Source organism: Streptomyces yongxingensis, assembly GCF_055597465.1.
Genome location: NZ_CM145717.1, coordinates 4,771,797 through 4,795,181 on the forward strand (window position 1 = coordinate 4,771,797; position 23,385 = coordinate 4,795,181).

20 protein-coding genes are annotated in these 23,385 nt (G+C 67.3%); 2 read left to right on the plus strand and 18 right to left on the minus strand.

All coding sequences use genetic code 11. The features are described 5' to 3' along the window. Positions 1–35: 35 nt before the first annotated feature. The 17 genes from ACZ6TD_RS20210 to ACZ6TD_RS20290 all read right to left on the minus strand — a co-directional run bounded on the left by ACZ6TD_RS20210 (position 36) and on the right by ACZ6TD_RS20290 (position 20,030). On the minus strand, positions 36–932 hold the full coding sequence (locus ACZ6TD_RS20210) for a type II secretion system F family protein (protein WP_471355925.1): 897 nt from the start codon (positions 930–932) through the stop codon (positions 36–38). Then, the gene (locus ACZ6TD_RS20215; RefSeq protein WP_471355927.1) at positions 929–2,233 is read right to left on the minus strand and encodes a CpaF family protein; all 1,305 of its coding nucleotides are present in this window, start codon (positions 2,231–2,233) and stop codon (positions 929–931) included. Before ACZ6TD_RS20215 ends, ACZ6TD_RS20210 begins: the two co-directional genes overlap by 4 nt. Before the next feature lie 130 nt (positions 2,234–2,363). Further along, entirely contained in the window at positions 2,364–3,218 is an 855-nt protein-coding gene (locus ACZ6TD_RS20220) for a hypothetical protein (RefSeq protein WP_471355931.1), read from the minus strand. Further along, the gene (locus tag ACZ6TD_RS20225) at positions 3,215–3,775 is read right to left on the minus strand and encodes a hypothetical protein (protein WP_471355932.1); all 561 of its coding nucleotides are present in this window, start codon (positions 3,773–3,775) and stop codon (positions 3,215–3,217) included. The genes ACZ6TD_RS20220 and ACZ6TD_RS20225 overlap by 4 nt, the downstream gene beginning before the upstream one ends. Before the next feature lie 251 nt (positions 3,776–4,026). Continuing rightward, complete coding sequence (locus ACZ6TD_RS20230; RefSeq protein WP_471355934.1) at positions 4,027–4,512, minus strand: hypothetical protein; 486 nt, start codon at positions 4,510–4,512, stop codon at positions 4,027–4,029. Positions 4,513–5,063: 551 nt separating this feature from the next. After that, positions 5,064–5,267 carry a hypothetical protein gene (locus tag ACZ6TD_RS20235; RefSeq protein WP_471355937.1) on the minus strand — a complete coding sequence of 68 codons (204 nt, stop codon included), beginning with the start codon at positions 5,265–5,267 and terminating at the stop codon, positions 5,064–5,066. A 694-nt stretch (positions 5,268–5,961) separates the two neighbouring features. Beyond that, on the minus strand, positions 5,962–7,857 hold the full coding sequence (locus ACZ6TD_RS20240; RefSeq protein ID WP_471355939.1) for an ATP-binding cassette domain-containing protein: 1,896 nt from the start codon (positions 7,855–7,857) through the stop codon (positions 5,962–5,964). Positions 7,858–8,178: 321 nt separating this feature from the next. Beyond that, positions 8,179–9,246, minus strand: coding sequence for a hypothetical protein (locus tag ACZ6TD_RS20245; RefSeq protein WP_471355941.1), 1,068 nt, complete (start codon positions 9,244–9,246; stop codon positions 8,179–8,181). A 34-nt stretch (positions 9,247–9,280) separates the two neighbouring features. Next, positions 9,281–11,332, minus strand: coding sequence for a methyltransferase, FxLD system (fxlM, locus tag ACZ6TD_RS20250; protein WP_471355943.1), 2,052 nt, complete (start codon positions 11,330–11,332; stop codon positions 9,281–9,283). Between the two features lie 52 nt (positions 11,333–11,384). Continuing rightward, complete coding sequence (locus ACZ6TD_RS20255; protein ID WP_471355944.1) at positions 11,385–12,401, minus strand: lanthionine synthetase C family protein; 1,017 nt, start codon at positions 12,399–12,401, stop codon at positions 11,385–11,387. Positions 12,402–12,454: 53 nt separating this feature from the next. Further along, positions 12,455–14,491: a lantibiotic dehydratase family protein gene (locus ACZ6TD_RS20260; protein WP_471355946.1), complete on the minus strand. Its 2,037-nt coding sequence runs from the start codon at positions 14,489–14,491 to the stop codon at positions 12,455–12,457. A gap of 81 nt (positions 14,492–14,572) precedes the next feature. Next, entirely contained in the window at positions 14,573–14,758 is a 186-nt protein-coding gene (locus tag ACZ6TD_RS20265) for an FxLD family lanthipeptide (protein WP_471355948.1), read from the minus strand. Positions 14,759–15,694: 936 nt separating this feature from the next. Further along, positions 15,695–16,138: a DUF6082 family protein gene (locus ACZ6TD_RS20270; protein WP_471355951.1), complete on the minus strand. Its 444-nt coding sequence runs from the start codon at positions 16,136–16,138 to the stop codon at positions 15,695–15,697. A gap of 121 nt (positions 16,139–16,259) precedes the next feature. After that, positions 16,260–17,030, minus strand: a complete 771-nt coding sequence (locus ACZ6TD_RS20275; protein WP_471355953.1) for a helix-turn-helix domain-containing protein — start codon at positions 17,028–17,030, stop codon at positions 16,260–16,262. A 77-nt stretch (positions 17,031–17,107) separates the two neighbouring features. Beyond that, positions 17,108–17,836: a hypothetical protein gene (locus ACZ6TD_RS20280; protein ID WP_471355955.1), complete on the minus strand. Its 729-nt coding sequence runs from the start codon at positions 17,834–17,836 to the stop codon at positions 17,108–17,110. Between the two features lie 217 nt (positions 17,837–18,053). Then, the gene (locus ACZ6TD_RS20285) at positions 18,054–18,914 is read right to left on the minus strand and encodes a hypothetical protein (protein ID WP_471355958.1); all 861 of its coding nucleotides are present in this window, start codon (positions 18,912–18,914) and stop codon (positions 18,054–18,056) included. A 594-nt stretch (positions 18,915–19,508) separates the two neighbouring features. Beyond that, on the minus strand, positions 19,509–20,030 hold the full coding sequence (locus ACZ6TD_RS20290; RefSeq protein WP_471355959.1) for an ATP-binding protein: 522 nt from the start codon (positions 20,028–20,030) through the stop codon (positions 19,509–19,511). A gap of 221 nt (positions 20,031–20,251) precedes the next feature. Between ACZ6TD_RS20290 and ACZ6TD_RS20295 the strand changes: the two genes are divergently transcribed. Beyond that, positions 20,252–21,520 carry a Tat pathway signal protein gene (locus tag ACZ6TD_RS20295; protein ID WP_471355962.1) on the plus strand — a complete coding sequence of 423 codons (1,269 nt, stop codon included), beginning with the start codon at positions 20,252–20,254 and terminating at the stop codon, positions 21,518–21,520. Further along, positions 21,517–22,122, plus strand: coding sequence for an N-acetyltransferase (locus ACZ6TD_RS20300; RefSeq protein ID WP_471355964.1), 606 nt, complete (start codon positions 21,517–21,519; stop codon positions 22,120–22,122). Before ACZ6TD_RS20295 ends, ACZ6TD_RS20300 begins: the two co-directional genes overlap by 4 nt. A 52-nt stretch (positions 22,123–22,174) precedes the next feature. Here the strand turns inward: ACZ6TD_RS20300 and ACZ6TD_RS20305 are convergent. Next, positions 22,175–23,367 (minus strand): IS3 family transposase gene (locus tag ACZ6TD_RS20305; RefSeq protein ID WP_471355967.1). Its coding sequence is split into 2 segments (ribosomal slippage): positions 22,175–23,031 and positions 23,031–23,367, totalling 1,194 coding nucleotides; the frame shifts between segments, so codons are not numbered across the junction. Positions 23,368–23,385 lie beyond the last annotated feature (18 nt).

Consider the following 23,385-nt stretch of genomic DNA (forward strand, 5'->3'; position numbering starts at 1 on the left):
CGCGCCCACACCGGCGGACAGCACGATGAGCACAATCACCGGCTCACCCCCTGGTACTCGGCGGCGTCGCCCAGTGGTCCTGGTTCAGTGAGGAATCGTTCAGGCTCTTCGATCCGGGCCATCCGGCGCAGCCAGGCGAAACCGACGGTGAAGATCGCCCCGATCAGCAGCAGGATCAGCTGCCCGGTGGCGGAGTCGTACGGGCTCAGGAATTCCGGGTTGAGAAGGATCAGTCCCGCGGCGAAGACCAAAGTGGTGGCCACTACCACGCGGACGGTGGTGCGCATCCGGGTGCGGCCGGCGTCGACCCGCTGGCGCATCTGGACCTGCGCGCGAGCGGTGGCGGCCAGCTCCCCCAGCAGGGGCGTGAGCTGACGCGCCTGGTGCTCTGAGGCCAGCATGAGGGCGGCAATCACCAAATCAGCGGTCGGATCGTCCAGGTCGGCCTGCAACCGCCGCAGCCCCACGGTCAGGCGTTCGCCGCCGGCCAGCCGAGCCGACAGCCCCAGCACGTGGGGGCGGATGGCCTTCGGCGCGGTGTGTGCGGTGGCCATGATCGTCTGCTCCAGACCGGCCGCGGCGGCGAGGGTGTCGCGGAGCATCTCGGTCCACCCGGCTATGCCCTCAATCCGGGCAGTCTGCTGCTGATCGACCCTGGTCGCCTCCAGGATGCGCGGCACGCTCCAGGTCGCCATCGCCGCCAGCAGCGCCCCGACCACCCAGCCAGTGACGCCTCCCACCAGCACCCCGGCCACACCGGCCGCGGCCATCCACCACCGCTCCCGCGCTGGCTGACGCGCCGAGCGGCGCGGGCGTCGGCGCCACCTTCGGGCACCGGTGGGAAGATTGCCGCGCCAGGCACTGACCAGCACAATCAGGCCGGTGGCCACCCCGAGTCCGCACAGGCCGAGCAAGGCTGCGTAGCCGTTCATGACCGCCACACCCACTCCGGGCGCTTGAGCAACCCTGCGTCGAACCCGGCGGCGGCAAGATCTGCCTCCGTCTCAGCGCGCAGCGGCGCTCCGGGCACCGCTCGACCGTCCGGGCCGGGCCGGAAGACTTCGTTGGACACCACCTGCTTGTCATCGGCGTCGACCACCTCCCGGATCGAGGCCACCACCCGGCCTCCGCCTCGCCCCGTATCCAGGTGGACCACGAAGTGCAGGGCGGAGGCGAGCAGGAGGTTCGTGGCTTCCAGAGGGAGCTTCTCCGGGCCCTGGACCGCGTAGGCGGCCAGTTTGGTGAAGGCCCCGCGGCTGGTGGAAGCGTGGAGGGTGCCCATGGAGCCGTCGTTGCCCTGGCTCATGGCGTTGCACATCGGGATGACCTCAGGTCCGCGGACCTCGCCGACGATGACGCGGTCCGGCGACATCCGCAGCGCCCATCGCACCAGTTCCGCCTGAGTGACGGCTCCTTGGCCCTCGACGTTGGCCTCGCGCGCCTGCATCGCCACCACATCCGGATGCCGCTCGCTGTCGGCGTCCAGCCCGAGTTCAAAGGTGTCCTCGATCGTGATCAGCCGCTCCCACGCAGGGATTTCGCCAGCCAGGGCGCGCAGCATGGTGGTCTTGCCCATCACCGTGCCGCCGGTGATCAGCACGTTCTTCCGCGCGCGGACCATGGCACGGAGGAACGACGCCAAGGCCTGGTCGACCGTCCCCAGCTCACGCAGCTCGGCGAGCGTGACCTTCTCAAAGCGGTGTCGCCGGATCGACAGGGACGGGCGAGCGGTGACCGCCATCACGGCGAAGGCACGCTCCCCACCGGGCAAGTGGAAACTGACCCCCGGCATCCCCCGGTCGAAGCGCCGCTCCTCCACTCCGGAGCGTGCGGCCAGATCGCGAATGAGCTCAATCAGCTCGGTGTCCGACCCCGTCACGGCAGGCAGCTGCTCGCGCCGGCCGTCGGCGTAGCGAACGAAGACCCGGTCCCCGGTGACGTTGATGTTCTCGATCTCCGGGTTGCGCAGCAGCGGCTCCAGCCCGGCCAGGCCGAAGACCTCATCCAGTACTTGCGTCAGGATCTGCTGTTCGGTCTCCGGCGGTACGACGCTGCCACCACGGCTCAGCTGGATGCGCGTGTACTCCTCGGCAGCGTCAGCCAGGATCGCCTCCGCCTGCCTGCGACGCTCGCTCGCCGGAACCTCCCGACGGCCCGCTTCCTCATCAGCTCGGATGCGCTCGGACAGACGCGCGGACAGCTCCCGGCGCAGCTTGCGCCGCAGTTTTTCCACAGGAGAATCCACAGGCACTCCGGCGCCGACCAGATCGCCCGGCCCTGGAAGTCGCACCCCCGGCTTCCGCCGCCATTCCCCCCTCCGTTCCTGCTGGCCCCTCCCTGTGGGGGTGGGCCAGGCAGGCTGCTCACCGCCCGGCTGCGTCATCGGGGCGCACCTCCTTCGGTGAGGGCACTGGTGCTCTCACTCGCCGTGTGGGCGGGGTGAACCGTGCTACCGCGGCGAACCGGGGCAGACGGCGTCCGCCCCAGGCGGTGGGTTCGGAACGGGCGTGGGAGGACACCAGCGCGGCGATGTCGACGATCGCCTGCCCCAGAGCGGAACGGGTCGGCGTCGTCCGCCGACCAGGCAGTCCCCCGCAGGCCGCAGCGCCCTTCGGGTCCTCCGGGACACGCGCCAGGACCTCGATCCCCAGCGCCCTGGAGACCTCCCCCGTCGAGCAGCCGTCGCCGACGAGAACCAGACACGGGCGCCGTGACCAGTGCGCGGCCTCCTTGAGTCTCACCGCGACATGAGCCAGAGCGTCGTCATGTGCACGAGCCAGGAGCAACATCACGTCCGACGCCTGCACGACAGCCATGGCCGGGGAGCCGGGATCAAGTCGTCCGCAGTCGGCGATCACCGCGGTGTCTGCCCTGTCGGCAGACTGCCGCAGTGCCGATGCTTGGGCATCGCTGATCTCGCCCAGCGCCGCCCGTGCCTGTGCGGCGCCCACGGGCCCGGCCACCACCGAGAGCCCACCGGGGAGCCATTGGGTGTGCTGCCACACCAGGCTCGGGTGCGCAGAGCGGCGGGACGCGACGGCCAGACTCACCAGCCCCGGTGACAGCTCGAGCCGGAATCGGGCCAGCAGATCGCCTCCTGCCGGATCGCACTCCACCACTACGGGCCGCTCCCCGGCCGGCCACCGGGCCCCCAGCGCCACACACGTGGTCGTCACCCCAGGTGAACCCTTCAGACTGCACAGGGCCACGAGGGTCACAGCACTTCCTTGCGCACCAGCAGGACGCTGATGCTGTCCGTGGGGAAAGCCGCCACCTCGCGCGCCTCGTCCTCGCCCAGTTGCAAGGACACCACCGCCGTCTCCCCACGCTCCTTGCCCCATACCGCGACCACCGTGGCGTACCACATGGGGGACGACGGGTCCGGAAGCTGGGGCTCCGCAGTGCCTTCGGGCTCGGGCACCTTCACCACGGCGACCCGGCTCCCGCGCTCCAACCCCGCAGGAAATCGTCCTTCCTTCAATCCCACGGCAACCACAGCCTTCCCCCGCGGTGGGATTTGCGGCTCGCCCAGCACCGACTCCGTCAGCAACGTCCCCTTGGGCATGGTGTAAGCCGCCGGACGTCCGACGATCCGGTCGGTCGACCCGGCGGAGATCGCTGCGAGCCCACTGCCACGGGCCAAGCTCACTTCCCGCAGGTCCCGTTCCATCAGCGTCTGACCCGCCGTGACCGGGTGCGCCAACGCCAGTACCGCCTGCCGGTGCCCCAGGTTCAAGGCCACCACTACGCCGCCCGTCGAACAGCCGAGCACCAAGAGCGCTCCCAGCGGCAAATACGACACCCGGCGTCGCCACCGACCACCGACCAGCCGGGACGGCTCCTCGTTCGCTCCGGGGCGCCGCCGCCCGGAGTCGTTGCCCTCTGGGAACGGGGTTTGGGGAGGTAGATACGTTCGCGTATTCATCACAGCCGCCTCCTGGCATGGGCTATCCGGCACCGGGGCGCGCAGCCCGGCGATCGCAAATGGATGTGGGTGTTGTCGCCCTCGTCACAAGGGGGGCGCGCTCATTCGTTGTCGGTGTTGACTGCCTGGCTTTCCACGACACGGAACGAGGCGGTCGAAGTCGTCGTCAAACCGGGGAAGGTGCCCGACTGGCCGGCTCCGGACCAGGCCACTGACCAGTGCACTGTCGCCGACACCGGAAAGGCATCACCTGGCTGCCCGGCCGAGGACGAGTGGTAGGTGTAACCGCAATCCGGCGACGACTTCCTGGGATTGGAACTCCGTCGGGACGCCTCGCTCGGACGGTAGGGCGTACCAGGGCCATGGCAGACTTTCGAACCGCCATCGCCCATCGACCAGTCCACCGATGTCGGCCGCGCCACCGTAGTCACCGACACCCCCGGCACCGACGCCGTCGCCGACGCCCTCCGCCATGCACCGCGCTCCAGCCACAGCCACGTCGGCAGGGCCACCAGCTGCTCGTCCGCGGGGCTCTCTTTGATCTTCGGTGAGGGGAGCCGGAGTTGGCTGCGGGCCTGCTCTGCCAACGCGGCCGGAGACACCGGGGGGCCGCCATCAGACCCTGGCCCGTCGGGAATCCACACCGGGGGCCGGTAGAGCGCATCCCGTGTACCGCCCGCATCGCACTTGTACACGTACCAGGCCCCGTCTTCGCCAGGCTTCGGTTCGGCAATCGGCCTGGCTATCGGGGGCTGGGAATGGACGTGTAACACCGCTGGCTGAGCCGTAGGGATAGGGATACTGCTAACAAGGGGACTGTGGTGGGAGACCGATTGGGCGTCCGAGGGCGGTTTGTAGTCACTGCGTCGATAAGAGCAGTCAGACCGGTTGAAGTCAGGATTGGTACTCTCCGGGTCCTCCCGGCCACCGCCACCATCGCCACCTCGCCGTCCAGGTGACGCACCGCCTCCTCCATGGCCCGGGCCCTCCTTCTGTGGGCCTCTTCCCGCGCTCAAGTCACATCCTGGGTGTGGGTTCTGCGTGCAGTCGACAGAACCCCACGAATCATCCGACCAAGCGGGAATCGCACCTATCATCACTATCGAAAGCGACAGACCCGCTACGGCTGGCCATCGCCTTAACATGAGCCAATTTCCTTGACGGCGAAGCGCGTGACCTTCCACTTGCGGTCGGATTGCTGCTTGACCTCAGCAGTAATCGACCGGCGCCCGCCGGGCTTATCGTCTGCAAGCTTGCCGTTATCGGCCCGATACTTCAGCCAGTGCGTGGAGTCCCCACAGTCGGAGATCAGCGCCGCATTCGGATCTGCGGGCGGATCCATCGATGTCACCCTCGGGTAGTTCTTCGGCCTTCCCTTATAAACGAATCCGTTGAGGTGATCCGCATACATGCCTCGCGAGATCGTCGACAGTGCATCACCGGTGGCATTCCTCGACAGTCTCGGAGACCGCCAGTCCGACGTCTCTCCCGCCTCAGCCATGTCCTGCCACATGCCTACATACGCGGCTATTGCTTGCCGACGGGCTGCCGCTGCCGCAGACAGGGAGGACGGCGAAGCTGCCGCCCTTGAGCTCGACCCGCCACCCACATCCGTGGCGGAGCTCTCACGGTCAGCTGATTCATCCGTATCGCATCCCGCCACACTCAACATGACGGAAGCCCCGAGAACCGCCCAAATGGCCCGACACCCGCGCGACCTCCATGGTCCTTCTATCCGCATAGCCACACCACCTCAGGAACAGATCTCGCCTCGGCAGACGAGCAGATCCACGTTCTATCGCGCGTCCTCGTTCCAACTGCAAGGTGCACACGGGCCGCCTCGCGACCTAACTTCGAAGTCCGAACGGCCATTCAGGCAAATTGACACCAAATTGACGAGTGCGTCAGCCAATGGCAATGGGTGCGGGAGAAGAGTCAGAAGCATCCGATGATGCCCGCCAGGTGGCTGTGGTATCGGTCGCCCCTGTCATCCCGTGGTCGCATGCCGCCTGCGGCGGTGCGGATGGGCATGGGGGTTACCGGTCTTTGGCTAGTTCGACGAGTTCGGCGAACAAGCCGCCGGCGTTGACCAGGTCCTCATACTTGCCCTGTTCGATCACCCGGCCCTTGTCCATGACAAGGACGCGGTCGGCCAGCCGTGTGTTCTCCAACTGGTGCGTCACCACAATCGTGATGCGGTCAGAGGCGCCGCGTTTGATCTTCTCGAAGATCTGGTGCTCGCCCCGGGCATCCATCTGGGAGGTCGGCTCGTCCAGAATGAGCAGTTCAGGGCGCCGGTAGATCGCGCGGGAACAGGCCAGGCGCTGCCACTGCCCGCCGGAGAGTTCGGCGCCGCCGAAGACTTCCCGGGCGAGCAGTGTCTCGATACCGTCGGGCAGCGCCTCGACGGCCTCACGCATGCCGACGGCGTCGATTGCTTCCCATACGGGAACGTCGTCGTGGGTGCGGGGCTGTCCGAGCGTGACGTTCTCGCGGACGCGCAGGGGCCACTGGGCGAAGAGTTGCGGCACGAGTCCTGTGCGGGCCCAGACCGTGTCTTGGTCGATGGTGGCGAGGTCTGCGCCGTTCCATAGGACGCGTCCCTTGTCCGCGAGGTAGATGCCGGTGATCAAGCGCAGGAGGGTGGACTTGCCGCTGCCGTTTTCGCCGACGATGGCCAGGATCTCGCCGCGGCGGAGAGCGAGGGAGACGCCGTCGACGGCCGGGCGATCCTTGCCGGGGTACTGGTAGACCACGTTGTCGATCCGGATATCCTCTACGGTCGCGGGGGCTGGCAACTCGCCCCGTTGTGGCGCTTGCCCGGAGGCATCGTCGAGGAAGGACTGCATGTCGGTGAGGTAGAGACTGGTGTGGAACAGGGCCGCCCCGTTGATGACCACCTGGGAGAGCGCGGCCAGCGTGGTCTGCACGGCGACGACCGCGGTCGCGGCAACGGCGAGTTCGATCCGGCCGGTCATGGCCAGCCAGGCGAGTGCAGCCCAGGCCAGGAGCAGAAAAACTCCGCCAGCCGATGCTGAGAGCAGGGTGATGAGCAAGGTGCGGGGGGCGGCGGTCAGCAGACGGCGGTCGATGCGCTCGGACAGGGACCGGTACCAGAACAGCAGGTAGCTGGTCATGCCGTTGGCGCGGACCTCGTCGCCATGCTTGGGCGTGGTGGCCCACCAGCGCATCATGTGCCGCACGTTGCGGTCCGAGACGTTCGCGTAGTGCATCTCGTAGTCGACCCGGGCGGTGAGAACTGCCCCGACTCCGGCGGGCAGTACGGCGAGGAGGAGCAGGGGCAGCATCACCCAGTGCAGCACGGACAGGACTCCACTGGCTGCCGCCATCCTGATCAGCGCGGCCACGAACCGCTGAGCGTCGTTCACCATCACGTGCGTGCGTACCACGCCCATCTCCGCGGCTTCCTGCCGGTCAGCGAAACCGTCGTGGGCGTAGGCCGCGGCTTCGACCCGGCATACTGCCTCGACGAGCCCGGTGTCCGCGTAGGTGGTCAGCGGCGGGGTGAGCCTGCGGTCCGCGTACGAGGCCAGCGCACTGGAGAGCCGCCCGAATGCTGCCGCACAGGCCACGACGATCAGTGCGGGTAGCGCCTGGTGAAGGCGGTCGGTCACGGCGCCGGTGCCCAGGATCGGCTGCATGGCACGGGCGGTCGCGGCCAAACTCACCGCGGCCGCAACACCTGTGACAAGTTGGCAGGCCACGAGGAGGAGTACGGCCGTGCGGTCGAGCTGCCACGCCATTCGGCAGATGCGGCGCAGTACGGACGGCAGACGCGCGCACATGTGCGTGAAGGACACGTTGCCGAGTGGGTTGATGGAGTATTCGCCGCTGTAGCGGATCTCCGCTGGGGGCGGAGGGGGCGGAGTCTTTGAGCTTGCGGTCGAGGCGTCCGTCACAGTCACCTGCATCCCTCCGTGGGGGTCGGTGCCGCACCTGGGTGGCTCGGCGGTGCACGGCATAACGACGCGGCGCCGGAATCGAACACGCTCGATTCCGGACGAGCTCCGGTCCTGGAAATACAAGGGGTCGAACGTGCGGACGCCGTGTTGGGGCCGTCCTCGGGTGTGGTGGATTGGCCGAATCGCCGACGTATGGAACGCCTGTGACGCCTGAGGTTTCCGGTGGTGATCAGGTCGTGGCGACGACGGGGCGTCACCCGCGACCAAGGTCGTTCTTGCCCAATCGAGCAACTGCCCTGCCGGTGGGGAGACGGTGTGTCCGTAGGCAGGTCACAGAAGACCTCGCAGGGTGACCTCGGCTTTGTCTACGGCCTCAGTGAGGGCTTGCATGTGGCCGGGTGACAGATACCGTGTGCCGAGCCCTGACGCGGTGAGTGTGGCGTCGAGTTTCTGCTTCTGCGCGCTGGTCAGGTGGGGATGGGTCACGGGGTGGTTCAGGACGTCGCGAGCGGCGTAGGCGTCGAGAATGGCCACGTCCACGACAGCGGCTTGCAGGAGAGTCGCATGGGGGCTGGTTCGGTCACGGGCCAGATCGAGCGCGGCCAGTGCGGCTCGGGTCTGGAACGTTGCTGTCGAGGGGTCGGGCGTAGCGATCAGCATGGCGGCCCCTTGCAAGGCGATGTCCAGTTCCGGCTGAGGCGCGGGCGAGGCGGCGGGTCGGCAGTAGATGCGCAGGAGGGCCGCGATGTTGTCCTCCCACGGTTCGGTGGGGACGGTGGTGTCGATCGTGTCGCGGGCCTGCTGGTCGAGGCCGCGTTCCATGAGGGCCATGATCTGGATTTGGCGGCCGTCGAGGAGGCGGTTGCCGATGCCGCGGTAGGCGGTCATGGCTTCGGCTGCTTCGGTCCAGCGGCCGATACGTGCCAGAGCCCTGGCACCGTCGACAAGCACGGTAATCCACAGCTCCTGGCAGACCTTCCGGTGGTCCGCCTCCGTGTTGGTCAACGCCGAAAGGTCGACGGTGTTCCCGCTGATATCGGCTGGTTCGCGCTTCTGGGCGGCCCGGTACAGCCGTTTGAGGACGTCGTAGGCGGCTTCGCCGTCGCCCTCGCGGGTCAGCAGCCGGGAGATGTTGATCAGGGGCATCAACGCCATCACGGCGGTGTCGCCGGTGAGGTGTCCGGCGTCGGCGAAGACCTGGTGCTGCCTCCAGCACAGGTTGTCTGCCAGGTCGGGCATTCCGATGTCGGAGGCGATCAGGGCTGCGTAGTTGAGGACTCCGCTGGCGCGGGCCACCAGATCGTGGTGGCCCGCGTCTGCGGGTGCGACGGTCAGCTCGGTGAGGTGGGTGATGCGCTCGTCCAGTGGTAGCGCAGGGGCCTTGGGACGGCGGACCAACGGGATGCGGCTGGCTATCGCGGGAATCATCGGCTCAGTCCTTGCGGGGCCAGTCGACGACGAGGCGGCTGTAGGTCTTGTCGATGACGAAGCGCGGCTCGGTGGCTGTGAGCTGGTCGCGTGCGTCGCCGACGGCCATGCGGAAGGTTGGCTCCGGGGCGTTGTTGCCCCAGCCTTCGTCCCAGTCGCGGATCTCGGTGGCGACCTGGTCGGCGAGGTCGGAGGCGCGGGAGCCGTGGCCGATGACGCCGATCTCCCAGAACCGGCCCTTGTCGTCCTCGCCTTCGCGAATGGTCAGGTAGGCCAGGCTGTCTCCGTCGAGGGCGGCCATGGAGCCCCAGCCGAAGTGCGGGGTGAAGCCGGGGCGTGATCCGGGCATGCGGGACAGGCCGTTGGGGAGTACCGAGGCCAGGTACAGGTACAACCACTCCCAGGGGTCGCCCTGGCGGAACTTCACGCCGGAGTAGACCTTGGCCTGCTTCTCGTCCAGCACGGTGCGGATCGCGTCGCGGTCCACCGTCTGTTCGCTGAAGGTCTCCAGACGGACGTTGCCCTCACCTGCCATGGGTACGAGGGTGTAGATGTCGTCGCAGACGCCCTTGCGCAGGGGCACGAAGGTCGCCATCTCGCACGAGACGGTCTTCCAGGTGTCACCGTCCCGCTCGAAGGCGAAGCTGCGGGAGATGCTGCCGCGGATCCGCATCGGGAGGACCAGGCGTCCGTCGGGGGCGAGCTGGTCGAGGATCTTCACCGGCACATCGCCCGCTCCGACGGTGAACTGGATGCGGTCGAATGGCGCGTGCTCGGGATGGCCGGCAGCTCCGTCGGCCAGCACGACGGTCACGTTCGAGGCCCCGGCCTCCGCCAGGTTCTTACTCGCGCCGTCGACGAGGTCCTGGTCGACGTCCACGGTCCACACGTGGCCGCCGGGGGCTACAAGTTGGCCCAGCAGGCGGGCGTTGTAGCCGGTGGCGGCGCCGGCTTCCAGGACCTTGTGGCCAGGCTTGGCGCCCAGCTGCTCAAGCTGGGTGGCGACGATCGAGGGCGCGGAGATACAGGAGATCATCTCGCCGGTCTCGTCGTGCTTGATGGGCACCGCGTCCTCGACGTACGCCTTGTGAAGGTCGACGCCGGGGAGGAACCGGTGGCGTTCGGTGTTGCGGAAGGCTGCGATGACGTCAGGGGTGCGCAGGTGGCCGCCTTCGATGAGGCGGCTTACGAGCGCTTCACGCAGTTCGGCGGGGTTGGTGACAGGTGTCACGAAGTTCTCCATTCGAGCGAGGTTCGGGTCCGCAGAGGTGGACCGGTGAGTAGACATATCGGCTGCTTCGCCTGCGGCGAAGGCGACGTGGCGCCCCAGCCACGCGGTGGCGGCCTGCTCACTGGCAGACACGCCGGCGCGGTTGAAGGCGAAGATCGCGTGATGGGCGAGGACGGCGCGCAAGCCCCGTATTAGCCGCCCATCAGCAGCGAGCCTGCGGAGCTGGCGGCCGCCGTTTTCGAAGGCTGCGACGCGCTCGGCCCAGCCGGGCTCGGCGTCCGGCCGCCGGGCCGCGTCGGCGTTCATCAGACGCCGCATGGCCGCCACCGCCCGGTCGCGTGCGGGGCCGGTAGGTGGGGTGACGGGGGGCCGCAGGGCGCTGAGCTTCGCCCAGACGTCACCGGCCTCGAACGGGTCCAGACCGGCCGACCGGATCATGGCGGAGAGTAACAGGACACAGCGCTCCCGGGCCCCAGGGCTGTTGATCTCGGCCAGGGCGCTGCGGCTGTCCGCGCAGAACACCTCATGCGCGACGTCCATGCCGTCCGCTCCGCCGAATGCCTCGGTCTCCGGCTCGTAGATGCCGCTGACCCAGCCGCTGGCCTGTCCGTCGGCGACGAGGCTGTCCAGCAGGTCGGCAGCGGGCCGCTCGGTGCGCAGTCGCAGCCCCCCGTCCTTGCGCAGGAAGTGGAACCGCTGGTCGTGCAGCGCGGCGGACAGCGCCTGGGCAGCTTCGGGGCTGACTGCACCGCCCGGAAACGACACGCTGGCATGCCACCAGTCCGTATCGGCGGTGATCGGAAGGTGCTCGTCGTCGACTTCCATGGTCGTGGGTGCTCCTTGGCGGTGGGCTCGGTCCAGGGGACGCGGGCGGGGGTCAGGTGATCAGCAGGGCACTGGTCCAGCCCGTGGTGTTCGTGCCCTCTAGGGCCAGGCGCGCGCCGCTGCGACCTTCCATGAAGCCGGGCTTGGGCAGCTCCTTCAGGCCAGCGGCCAGGCGTCTGTTCAGGTCTTCGATCAACGGGGTGAAGCGGTCCGGCGTGGAGCTGTCGTCGGCAACGGCGCGGGCGATGGCCACGAGGCCGGCCCAGCCGTGGCACAGCGAGCCGTCGGTGATCCGCCCGAGATGGACCGGGTCGGTCAGCGTGCGCAAGACGGCGTCCTCTGCTGCTCGCTGGCGGACCGGGTCGTTCAGGGCGAGCGCGGCTAGTTGTTGGGTACGGGCGATGCCGGGTCGGCCGTAGCACCAGGACGGGCGCGTCGGCTCCGGCTCGGGCGGCTGTGCGCCGGACACTTGGTCGCGGGTGGTCCAGTAGCAGCAGCCGTAGGTGTCCAGCCAGCGCGCGAACGTCTCGATGGCGTCTTGCTGCCCCGGCACCTGGACCTGGTGCCGGACGGCGAGGGACAGCACCGCCAGGACACCGGCGATGCCGTGCGCGACGCCGTTGTTGCCGTGCCCGCCATCCATGTCCTCACCACCGGGCCCGACCGCAGACCACCATCCCGGCAGTTCCCGATCCTCGATGTGGACTGGCTGCGAAAGGGAGACGAGGTAGGCCAACACCTCCTCCAACCGCGGCGAGGCCGCGCCTCGCGTCAGCAGCAGTGCACCCAGCCCGGTCAGGCCCCGGATGAGATCGAACTCCGCGAGCTGCGGCAGGTCTCCGGACGCCTGCCGTCGACGTGCTGCGGCCAGGCGGGCGTCCACGACGCGGTCGACGGCTTCGCGGACATCACGGCCAGCATGTCCGGCACGGCTCAGGACGAACTCCAGTGCCGGGGCGCCGTGGAAGAGGGACGCGTTGCCCCCGGTGCTGACGCCGCCTGCAACTGCTTGCATCAGATGGCGGCGTGCAGTGGGCAGATCGCCGCGCTCGATGTGCAGCAGTGCCATCCCGAGTGCGCCCTCGGAGAGGTCCTGCGTCCGGGGCAGGTCCGTGGTTACCGTCATGAGCGTGCCTTCAGCGGGAGGACGAGGCTGTGGCCGCGCCCGTCGATCCAGCCATCGGAGTCCGGCGGCGGTGCGTCGTGCAGGGCCGCGACTCCGGTAGGGCTGGCATCAAGGTGGGCACGCAGCAGGTCCAGGTGCATGTCCTGGCGCAGATCGAGGGGCAGCTGCTGGTCGTCCTCTGCCAGGAGCACACGGTCCGGCACACGGAAGCGGCCCATCCAGGCGTGAAACTGCTCGGCCCACTGATCCAGTGTCACGGTGCGGTCGGGCAGATCGCGGGCCCTCACCTTCCATCGCGCGGACACCAGGATCGAACGGCGGTAATGCAGTGCCGGGGTGAATGGCAGCGTCCAGGCCGCGCCCCAGTCGAACCATGTCACCTGCGGCGCTGTGGCCCGGCTGATCTCGGCCAAGAACCGGGCCAGCGGAGGGGTGTAGTTGTTCCACAGGAAGTTGAGCGCGGTCGGCGCAAGCAGTTCCAGGTGCGTGCCGGTGGCCGCCTCGGCGAGGTAGAGGCGGCCGTCACGGAGACCGACGGCCAGGTCGGACGGGAACAGCACCTCCTTGGTGCGGTGCCGGAACTCGCCGACGCTGACCAGCCGGGGCAGCACGTGCGGGGCGCGGGTGAGCAGGTCGGCCGGGACACGACCGGCATGGAAGGACAGCTGGGCCAGCTCCGCGCCCGCTTCGACCGTGGGCAGGTCGGAGTACGGCGCACCGGCGCCCGGGAACAGGTGCCAGAACCGGCCCGTCATCGAACCGGCCGCGCGGGAGACGGTGGATACCTGAAGGCGGAAGTCCCCCCGGTCCAGAGCACGCGTGGAGTTGGCGTGAACCTGCATGCCGAGCTCGAGGTGGGGCGGGGTGACCACGGGCTTGCCCGCGGCAGCCTCCAACTGCTCGATCGTCACGCCGGACAGGATCACCGATCTGCTGCCCTCGACGGCCGCGGTGCCGGCCAGCTCCAGAAGCAGCCGGTCCCGTCGGGTCATCGGACGGGGAGGCTCGGACACCTGGCCGAACCCCTCGGGAAAGCCCAAGCCCTTCTCGGTATCCGTCACGAGCTCCAACGGCACCTCGGCGCCTTCACCGTAGCGGTCGGCGAACCGCTCGGCGTAGCGGCGCCATACCGGCGTGCCCGTCGGATGAGTGGCGAGCCGGGTCAACAGCGTCGCAGCGGTCTCCGCCTCCGTCAGCACCGCCTGCGGCAACCGCACCGTGGCGTCCAGCCGCAGATCCGGCGCCGCCGGGCTATTCCAGGCAACATCTCGCAAGGCGGGCGGCAGGGACTCGGTCGGATCGACGACGGTGGCGGGCGCGCGCAGCGAGGACCGCAGCAGCTTCACCCGAAGGAGCTGCGCGAGCAGTCGGGACCGGTGCTGTTCGGCCGTGTTCGGGAACTCGGCCGCGAGCTTGTCCACGAGGGCCGAGTACCGGATCGGCGATCGGGCCGTCTCAAGTACCAGCGCCACCACAGGCGTGAGCGCGAGCGAGAACTCCGATGCGCCCTCGGAGGGTACGTAGACGCGCCCGCCACGCTGCTGAACAAGGTTATTGACACACACCTCTGCGTCGGCCATCCGCTCGCCATCCGCCTCCCAGTCGCTGATCACCGCGTCCAGCACCACCGGGTCCGGCCGGACAACAACCTGGTGCCGGTTCCCGATGCACACCTCGGTTGTGTCGCCAAACTCAGCCAGTGCTACGCCCGCGAACATGCCGTACGGGGTGGAGCGGCGCGTGTACCTGATGGCATACCGGGCGATGGCCAGGGCCGCCCGTCGTGTTCGGCGCACTTTCGGCGATCGCCCGTCAAGGATCGACTGCACCCGGCGGGTCAGGTCGGGGCTGGCGCCGGAGACAGCCTGCCGAAAGGTGTCATCGGCCCACACGGCAGCCAGCCACGCGCGCCAATGTTCGAGCGGGGCAGCGGGCCCTGGCCAGGGCGGCATGCCCAGCCCGGTGAGGTTCACCGCGGCGCGCAACATCCCATCGCCGGCACCCCGGTACAGGCTGTGTCGTAAGCGCGTCATCACCCACATTCCCTTCTTGGCAGGAGGGGTGCGGGCTGGACGGACAGCTCTGTCCAGCCCGCACTGCCGGACTGACCTCGGTTATGAGGTGGTGCAGGCGCTCGGGCAAGAACTCCCGCAGTTGTCGCCGGTGCTGCACATCAGCACCGTCTCGGTCGCCGGGGTGTTCTCGATGAAGGTGATATCGAGCTCGAACGGGTCGTCGTCAACGACATCGACGGCGACCGGCTGCGCGGGAGCAACCGGCTGTTTCAGTTGAACGGTCATGCATGCCTCCTCGGCAGTGAGTGAGGTGCAGGGCCCCGGGGTCCGAGAGTGGGCCCCGGAGTATCAGTGCCAGGACACCGCGACGACGCCGTGCCGCTTCAGCGCGGTGTTCTGGGGCAGCGGTGACGGGGCGGGACCTGGCAGAAACCTGATCGTTGCCACGCCCCGGCAGCGGTGGTCCTGGGCCCAGCTCCGCAGCAGGGTCTGGTACTCGTCCGCGAGGGCTTCGGCCTAGGCACCTGAGCGACCACGCCGTTCTCAAGGCTGTCGGTGTCCTCGATCGCGCGGCGGATGCGGTCCATAGCCGCACGCAGTGCGTCGGGTTCACGAACAGTCGTGTCGCTAGCAGTAGCCATCGCGTTTCCCTACGTGGTGTTTCGCGCAACTGCTCTCGGCAGGAGACCCAGCCAGAGGGCCACGGCTTCGAGACGGCTACGCGCCGCTGTAGGAGCACCTGCCGAGTTCGGCTGAAAGCAGCCGTCGCGGGTCGGCAACTTGGTCAGCGTGCGCACACTGCGGTTCCCGCTTGAGTGAGTACGCGTTCCAGGCGAGAGCGTTTGAAGCGGTACAGGACCAGGGCGTGGGCGGAGGCGGCACGGGTGTCTTCGGTGTCGATGACCTCGACGTGCTCGAGAGCATCAGCTGCGCCACCAGCCGCGTAACCGCAGTCAACGCGCTGCGGACCGCCCTGGTGCGGTTCGATGGTGCTGCTGGCGCGTCCATGGAATCCCTTTCAGGTGATGGGTGGAACCGGGTACGAGGATGGAGGGCCGACCGCGGCTTCCCCACGAGCAGCGGCCGGGGCGCCCATGCGCCACCTCCTCCGAGAGGCGCGGCCGAGACCTCCCGTGCACGGGGATGGTCACGACCGGGAGGAAGCCCCAGTCCTTGGGAGCGCTTCGCACCACTCTCAGCGCGGCAGCGCAGGGAATCCCATCAGGTGGCGACTGTGTCCGCGTCCACGAGGGCGGCGTGCTCGTCGGCCATGATCGTGTTAAAGGTGCGATCGGTCCGGTCCATCGCCTCCATCTCCCGGAAGGCCCCGAACGTCGTCCAGTACGCCCGGCCGACCTCGCGTTCCATCACCCACCGCGCCTGGACTCTCAAGGAGGCAGTGTCGAGCAGGCCCACCCGGTATTTGACCGACAAGAAGCTGATCAGCCGGTTGCAGTGCAGAAGCCTGGCGTACTCCTCGGCAGGCGGCTCGCCGGGTGCTGTCCACATCGCCCGCAGCTCGGGATCGGAGGCCACCTCGGAGAGCCAAACCTGGTGCATCTCCTCAGCGTGCAGGGCGAGTCGCTGCCGGTTCTGCCTCTCGGACTGCACCAGCCTCGCGGCTCCGACTGCGGTGGCGGCGAGAACGACGTATAAGGTCTTCATCTCGGTTTGCCTTTCGTAGTTGCTCGTTGTGACACTCGGGATCCGAGACCGTGTCGGCCGGTTCTCCAGCGGGTCCCTGGACTCGGGGCCGAGTTCGCGTGCCCTTGATGTATGGAGATTTTCACACCTCCGATTCCTTGTCTGACGGGACCGGAAGGCCCCGTGAATTACCGCGTGAGCGCATTTCAACCCCCGCCTCCAAGAGGATCGTTCGAATGAAGCCGAACGACCTACCTGTGACTCCACTAATGTCCCGCACGCTCACCTTGGGGACACTCTTATATACGGCGCTGACGTCTTTTCGGAAACTTTCCCGGTCCTTGCCAGTGAGTCGCTTTTTCGGCGGTACCTTAGGCAGGTCTTCCAATTTTTGGGCAGTCATGTGCGGGAATCCCCAAGTGATGGAGGTGATTCTGTCGTATCTGATGAAACTTCGCGTGGTCGATGTGGTCGGACTGCTCCCGAGCATGCCGAGTTCCCAGCCGCGGTGGATGAGGTTCTCGGTGTTCTTCGCGTCCGTCAGACTGATGAGGATTCGCGCTTCCTCGCGCACGGTGTCCACGGTAAGTCTGCTGTTTGCGGCAATCCACGGCAGATCGCGGCCGTCTGCCAAGCCCTGGAGAACATGGCGCCGCGTAAGGTTGATAGTCACGCCTTCGGCGGTGGGCTCGGGTGGGTCGATTTCCCTCAGCGTGTAGACCCGATCTACCAAACCCGGCCATGTCGGCGTACGGAGTTTCCCCGCCGCGTTCTTCAAACAGTAATTCACTCTCGCCGTGCACACTCCCATTTTTGTGGCCGACTCGGTTCGTGTCATACCCAGTGCCATAAGCTGGACGGCCTCGCGCTCGCGGGCAGACAGCCCCAGCCATTCCGGCGGTTGGCTGGTCACAGAAGGTCCTTTCACATGCCCGTTGAAATGGTGATTCCAGGACGGTGTGCGGGTGGCGCGAGAGAAATGTAGGACAGCTATGCGGCGGTCTGTACGGTCAGGTCTTTCAGATCCATGGCCGTGCAGCCATGCAAGGAGACGACCTCGCGGCATGCGAGTGTCCACGGGAGTCTCGGGTCGTCGTACGCCACGAGCGCGAATTCGTTACCGTTATTACGGGGCACCGGCATAAGGGTGTCGGGTGAGTACACGATGCCGGCGACACCCCAGACCAGGACGTGCTCCACCAGGACGGCCACATACCGGCTCCCCAAGGGCGGGCCTTCCAGAGCCGCCTCAACAGCACAGCCCGCGCATGAAGGGGGTGTGACGGTTTTGTCTCCCTCGGCAATCGGCTTCCCGGTTGCCGAAGCCACGAGGAAGAGATGGCGTTGATCGCTTCGGCCGCCAACGGTGGATTGGCCGCAGCCCTGACACAGCATGTGATACATCGCCTGCCGCTGGCGCAGGGCGTGAATCCGGCCGAGCAAAGGCCCACCCGCCCCGGGTTTGACCGGCATCCTGACCCACAATGCGCCCCGCACACGATCAGCGATGCCGTACTCGTCCGCATAGCCGATCCCATAACCGACGCGGCCCAGTCGCGTCGTTATCGTGGGCTGACGTGCATTTTCTCCAGTCCACGGAGCGATGTAGGGCACGCGGATGCGGCCCGCGAAGTGCTGATGGGGCCGTGGACGCTGATGACCAGCAGTGGGGCGATCCGGCAGCGGTCCGCCGCGGGGATACAGCTCGCTCCGATGCATATCAGTCCTCTCCAACGTGTGGTGAAAGCCCCTCTCCGGCTGTGGCAGGACGGCGGGGGAATGTGGTCCTGCCATGTGATGCCAGCCGGAGAGGGAGTGTGGTGCGGCCGGATTACGCGACGATCATGGGAAGCGGCGTCAGACCAACCGGCACGGTGTGTGCTCCGTGGCCGAGGAAGGACGCCACGAGGACGGGCGGGGCGTAGGTGCCCATGGGTCAGAAACCCACGCGGCTGAGCCACCTCTCCGGGTAGGCGACCTCGTCCGCCGTGGGGACGTACGAGGCGTCTTGCCAGACCTTGTTGAACGGGATCACGCCGCCAGCTCCCTCGATGGCTAAGGCCACCCAGTGCAGACCCTGGCCGCGTAGATCGCGAATCTGCGTCTCCGCCCGCTCCACCGCGTCAGCGTTGGCGACCCTGCGGGCCATCCACTTGATCAACGCGGTCTGCCCGCGGTAGCGCCACGACCGCCGCAGATCCGCAGCAGGCGCCGTGTCCGGTCCGAACAGTCGACGCGCGACCTCCTGCACCACCCAGTCAGCGTGGCCCTCCGCCAGATAGATCAGGCCCTGGTGGGGAGCCGTGAGGTCGCGGTCCAGCACCGGAACGGGCATGATCGCGGGACTGCTGGAGGCTATCTGCCACTGGTGGACAGCCTCGTGCACGACGAGCCGGTACAGATGGTTGCCGGCGTAGCGCAGCCCCGTATGGTGCAGAGCCTTGGGCGCGACGAGGCTCTGCGGTTCGCCCGCACTGTCAAGCATCGTCCTGCCTTCCGTCATCCACCAGCTCGCCAGAGTCGATGCACGGTAGGTGATCTCTGTCTTCCGCGCCTCGGCTTCCTCATCCGGGGAGGGCGAGGACCGGGCAAAGCTGGCCTCGACCTGGCGGCGTATATACGCCAGCGACTCCGCTCGCCACGCCGAGGGACTCAGCAGCCGGAACCTCAGCACGGCCGGTGGACTCAGGGCAGTGATGTCCGACACCAGCTCGGCGGTATCTTCCAGCATCCCTGTGATCTGGTCGGCGAGCTGACGCTCGCGCCCGGTCTCATCAAGGACATCGATCACGGTCACGCGTGTATCTCCATATGGTCTGGTTCGCCGGGTCGTTCAGGTTGGTGGCGACCCACGCACGCCTCGGAGTGTTCGAGGCGGAGGGGGTCTTCCCTCTGCCTCCGCCGGTCAGCCCGGCGGCGGCAGAGGCACCTCGAGCGCGGGAAAGTGAACACCGCGGCCGAGGGGACTTGGTCGTGTCTCTGGTAGTGGAATTGGTAGAGGAGTGGCTGGCGTGGCTCTCGATGTGGGAGAGCAGCCGTGCCGACGAGGAGTTGTGGGTCCGCGTCTCGCCTGGTCTAGCCGCCGCCCCTCCCTTCCTGGCAGTTGGAGCAGGGGCGGCGGCCGGCCCCCACCAGACTGAGGGCGGTCCAGTTGACGCGGTCGTGAGGCGGCATCGCTGAGACAGGCCATTGGATGGACGAATCCACCTGGCGAACGTGACCGAGCGCTGTGGCTCCCAGCAGTCCAAGGCGTTGGCAAATGCTCAGAGGTCTGCGGCCCGTCAACCGGGGCACCATTCCCAGGGCCTGTGCAGGACGCGCGACAGGGCGGAGCTTTCCGGCCGGGCAAACGGCGGTCCCCCAACGCCGCGCCCAGCGATCACCTTGCTGCTCACCGACGCCCCTTCACCGCAGGGATGGAGAAGGTGCACCACGTAGTTGCACCTCCGTCGCTGGTTCCCCACGCTCCGTTGTGTGCGGTCGTTATCCACTCGATGAGCTGTAGTCCACGCCCGCTCTCAGCCTCGCCGTCAACGCGTCGGATGACGGGCAGCCCTGGCGTCTCGTCGTGGACTGAGACGCGCAGCAGGTCGCCGTTCTGGAGGCTGACCATGAGGGTGATCTCCGTCCCATGGCTGTGCAGGATCGCGTTGGTGACCAGTTCGGAGACAGCCAGGACCACGTCGTCCGACATGGCGGTCAGCCCCCAGTACTTCAGGCGGGCGCTGGTCAGGCGCCGCATCGCTTGGACGCGGCGGGCGTCAGGTTCAGGTAGCTGGTCGTGGGCGCCACGCTTGGCGATTTCGAAGCTGACCCTCATCGTGTCGCCCCTATCCGTCACTTCCGGGGCGCGGAGCGAGGAGCGAATCTGCCTCTCGCGCGTGGTGAAGGCGCTGACGGCTGTGGGCCTCATCAAGCCAGCTCCTCGTGAGTCGGACGGGTGTGCCGTCGGAACGCCGGAGAGTGGGGGCCTAGTTCGTCACGCGACGCGGCCCGCCCGGCGTCCATGTATCCAGGTAACCGCTGCGAGTGCCGCTTGTTGATGCCAAGTAGCCCTGATGCTGCTCGGCAGAACACTGCCATTTTGACTAGCTCTTTACTCACGGGGCAGACCGACGCTCATAATGTCGTGTTATGCCGGAGACACGGAACGAACAGCTCACGGCGTGGATGCATGCGCACAAGTTGAGCGCGAAGGAGCTTGCCGACCTCGTCAATGACGCCATCGGAACGCTCACTGGGGCATACGGCACCGTCCACGAACGGCACGTCTACAAGCTGATGAATGGCGAGGTCCGGTCGCCACACAACAAGCTGCGAATGGCGCTCCAGAGGGTCACGGGTCACACTGCACTGGAGTTAGGGTTCGCCCCAAGGGGCAAGAAATCCAAAAGCCCTGCTCCTGAAGAGGACCCCGTGTATCGCCGCGCTTTCCTTGCCGCCGCCACCGCAGCAGGCATCCCCGTGTCCAATCCGGCCGCTGTGGAGTCAGGCCGTCATCGCCTCAGCTCCAACCACGTGGAGCAGTTGAGGGCCGAACTCGCAGCCTGGACCAGCGCAGAGAACCAATACGGCGGCACGCCGGGACTGGAGCAACGCGCCGCTGACCTCACCGACAGGGTCATCGCCCTCCAGCAGGAGCACTCTGCGTCGGCGCGCATTCGCTCCGAGCTCTACACCGTTGGCGCAGCCTTCTCCAACAGCGCCATGTGGGCCGCCATCGACGGACGCCGCCTGGACTCGGCCCAGATCCATCTGGACAAGACCATTCGCCTCGCCGGTCTGTCAGGCGACGCGGGCACTCAGTTCCGGGTATGGAACCACGCCAGCATTCTTTTCCAGCACCTCAAGCGCCCTACCGACGCCGTGGCAGCGGCCCAGAGGGCCCAGGCATCCGCCATCACCCGGCGCGACCCTCTGTTCACCTCGCTGGCCATGGCCCGTCTCGCGGTGAACCATGCCGAGCTCGGCGACGGCAGGAACACCATGCGCTACCTGGACTTGGCACAAAGGGCACTTGAGCGAGCCGACCCGCACAGGCACCGTCCCACCTGGATCGACTTCTACGACCAAGCTGAACTCGATCACCTCGCGATGCTCGCGCATGTCCACCTACAGCATTGGCCCGACGCTGAAAAACATGCTCATCGCAGCCTCGCGTACTTGCGGCCGGACCTGAAACGCAACAGCGCCCTGGTGAGCGCGCACCTTGCTGTCGCGCAACTCGGTCAGAATGAGCTGGAACAGGCTGTCGCCACCGCGCGGGGCATCTCCAAGGAAATGGTGAGGCACGCGCGCGTCCGCAAGCTCTTGGACCGCTTCGCCCAGCAGGTCACCACCCTCGATCCCCATAACTCCGAGGCCCGCGACTGGCAGGCCCACTACCGAACGGTGGTCGCATGACTGAAGCTGCCGCCCTGACACTCGTGCGTACCAGCGAGGTCGAGACGTACCGGCAACTCTTTCTCGACATCCATGTAGAGGTCCGCACCGAGGTCGGGCTCATGGAAGATCCCTTCAACGCTGTGGACCTGTTTGATGAACGCCTGACCAGATACGCCTCCCGAGACGGATGGGAAGCCGTCATCGGCTACGACGGAAAGGAGCCGGTCGGCTACGTCTTCGGCGTGCCACTCGGCCCTGATTCATTGTGGTGGTCCACCATGCGGCAGCCACCGCCAGAGGACTTCACCCGGGAGACAGGCAGCCGCACATTCGCCGTCAACGAGATCCTCGTCCGCAAGCGGTGGCGTGGCACAGCGGGGGCGGGCACCTCCCGCGTGCTGCACGAGACGCTTCTCGCCGAGCGCCTGGAGAAGCGCGCCACGCTCTTGGTCGACCCCACTCGCTCCGATGGACGGCTGAAGGCAGTATACGAGTCCTGGGGATACCGGGACATCGGCGAGCAGCAGCCCTTCTCCAACTCCCCAGTGTTCGCGACCATGGTCCGCGATCCGCTTAGCCTTGATCCACTGGGCAATAGCCGGTTCAGGACTTGGACATGAAGACGCGGATGCCTGAGCTGCCCCGAGTTTCGTAGAGTCCGGTGATCTTGTTTCAGGCGGACTGCGGGGTGGCTTCCTGTTGTCGCCACCACTCGCGTTCGTACTCGGCGGGCGGTGCGTAGTCGAGGGCGGAGTGGAGCCGTTCCTCGTTGTACCACGTGACCCACTGGAAGATCGCCCGCTCGACCTGGTCAACGTCCCGCCACGGTCCTTGCATCTCGATCAGCTCGGCCTTGAAGGTGCCGTTCAGCACCTCGGCCATCGCGTTGTCGTAGCTGTCCGCGACCGAGTCGACCGAGGCTGAAGCCCCGATCTCGGACAGCCTCTCGGTATACCGAATTGATACGTATTGCGACCCGCGGTCGCTGTGATGAATGAGGCCGGAGTCCTTCTTGATCCGGCGTCTCCACAACGCCATCTCCAGTGCGTCCAACGGCAGTTCGGTCCGCATGTGGTTCGCGACCTGCCAGCCGACAATCATCCGCGAGTACACGTCCAGGACGAACGCCACGTACGCCCAGCCGGACCAGGTGCGCACATACGTCATGTCCGCCACCCACAGCTGATCCGGCCGCGAGGCCGTGAAGTCGCGGTCGACCAGGTCCGGCGGCCTGGGTGCCGACGGCTCCGGCACCGTGGTGCGGCGACGCTGCCCGCGGATCACGCCCTCCAGGCCCAGCTCACGCATCAGCCGCTCGACGGTGCAGCGTGCCACAAGAACGCCCTTGCGTCGCAGCGCGCGGGTGATCCGGCGGACACCATAGGTGCCGCCGGACTCAGCATGGACCTGTTCGATCAGCGGCATCAGCTGCTCGTCGCGCAGTCGGCGGGTCGACTTCGGCCGCTTCTTGCGCGCGTAGTACGCCGACTCCGACAGCCCCAGCACCCGGCAGGCGAATCCGACCCCGAGACGCTTGTCCTTGAGGTGCTCGATCGCCTGGTCGGCCTCGTCCGGGGACGGTCGAGTTCGGCCGCAAAAAATGCGCTCGCGGCTTTGAGGATCTCATTCGCCCGCCTCAACTCCGCTACTTCTTTGCGGAGTTGCTTCAGTTCCTCGTGCTCGGCGGTGGTCAGCCGGTCGTCGCGTTCGCCGGCGTCCGCCTCGGCCTGGCGAACCCAGCCACGCAGGGCTTCCTTGTGGATGCCCTGGTCTTTGGCGACATGCGCGATCGGCCGGCCCGTGGTGCGGACCTCGCGGACGGCCCGCTCGCGGAGCTCGTCCGGGTATTTACGTGGTGCTGGCACTGCTCGTGGTTCTCCTTC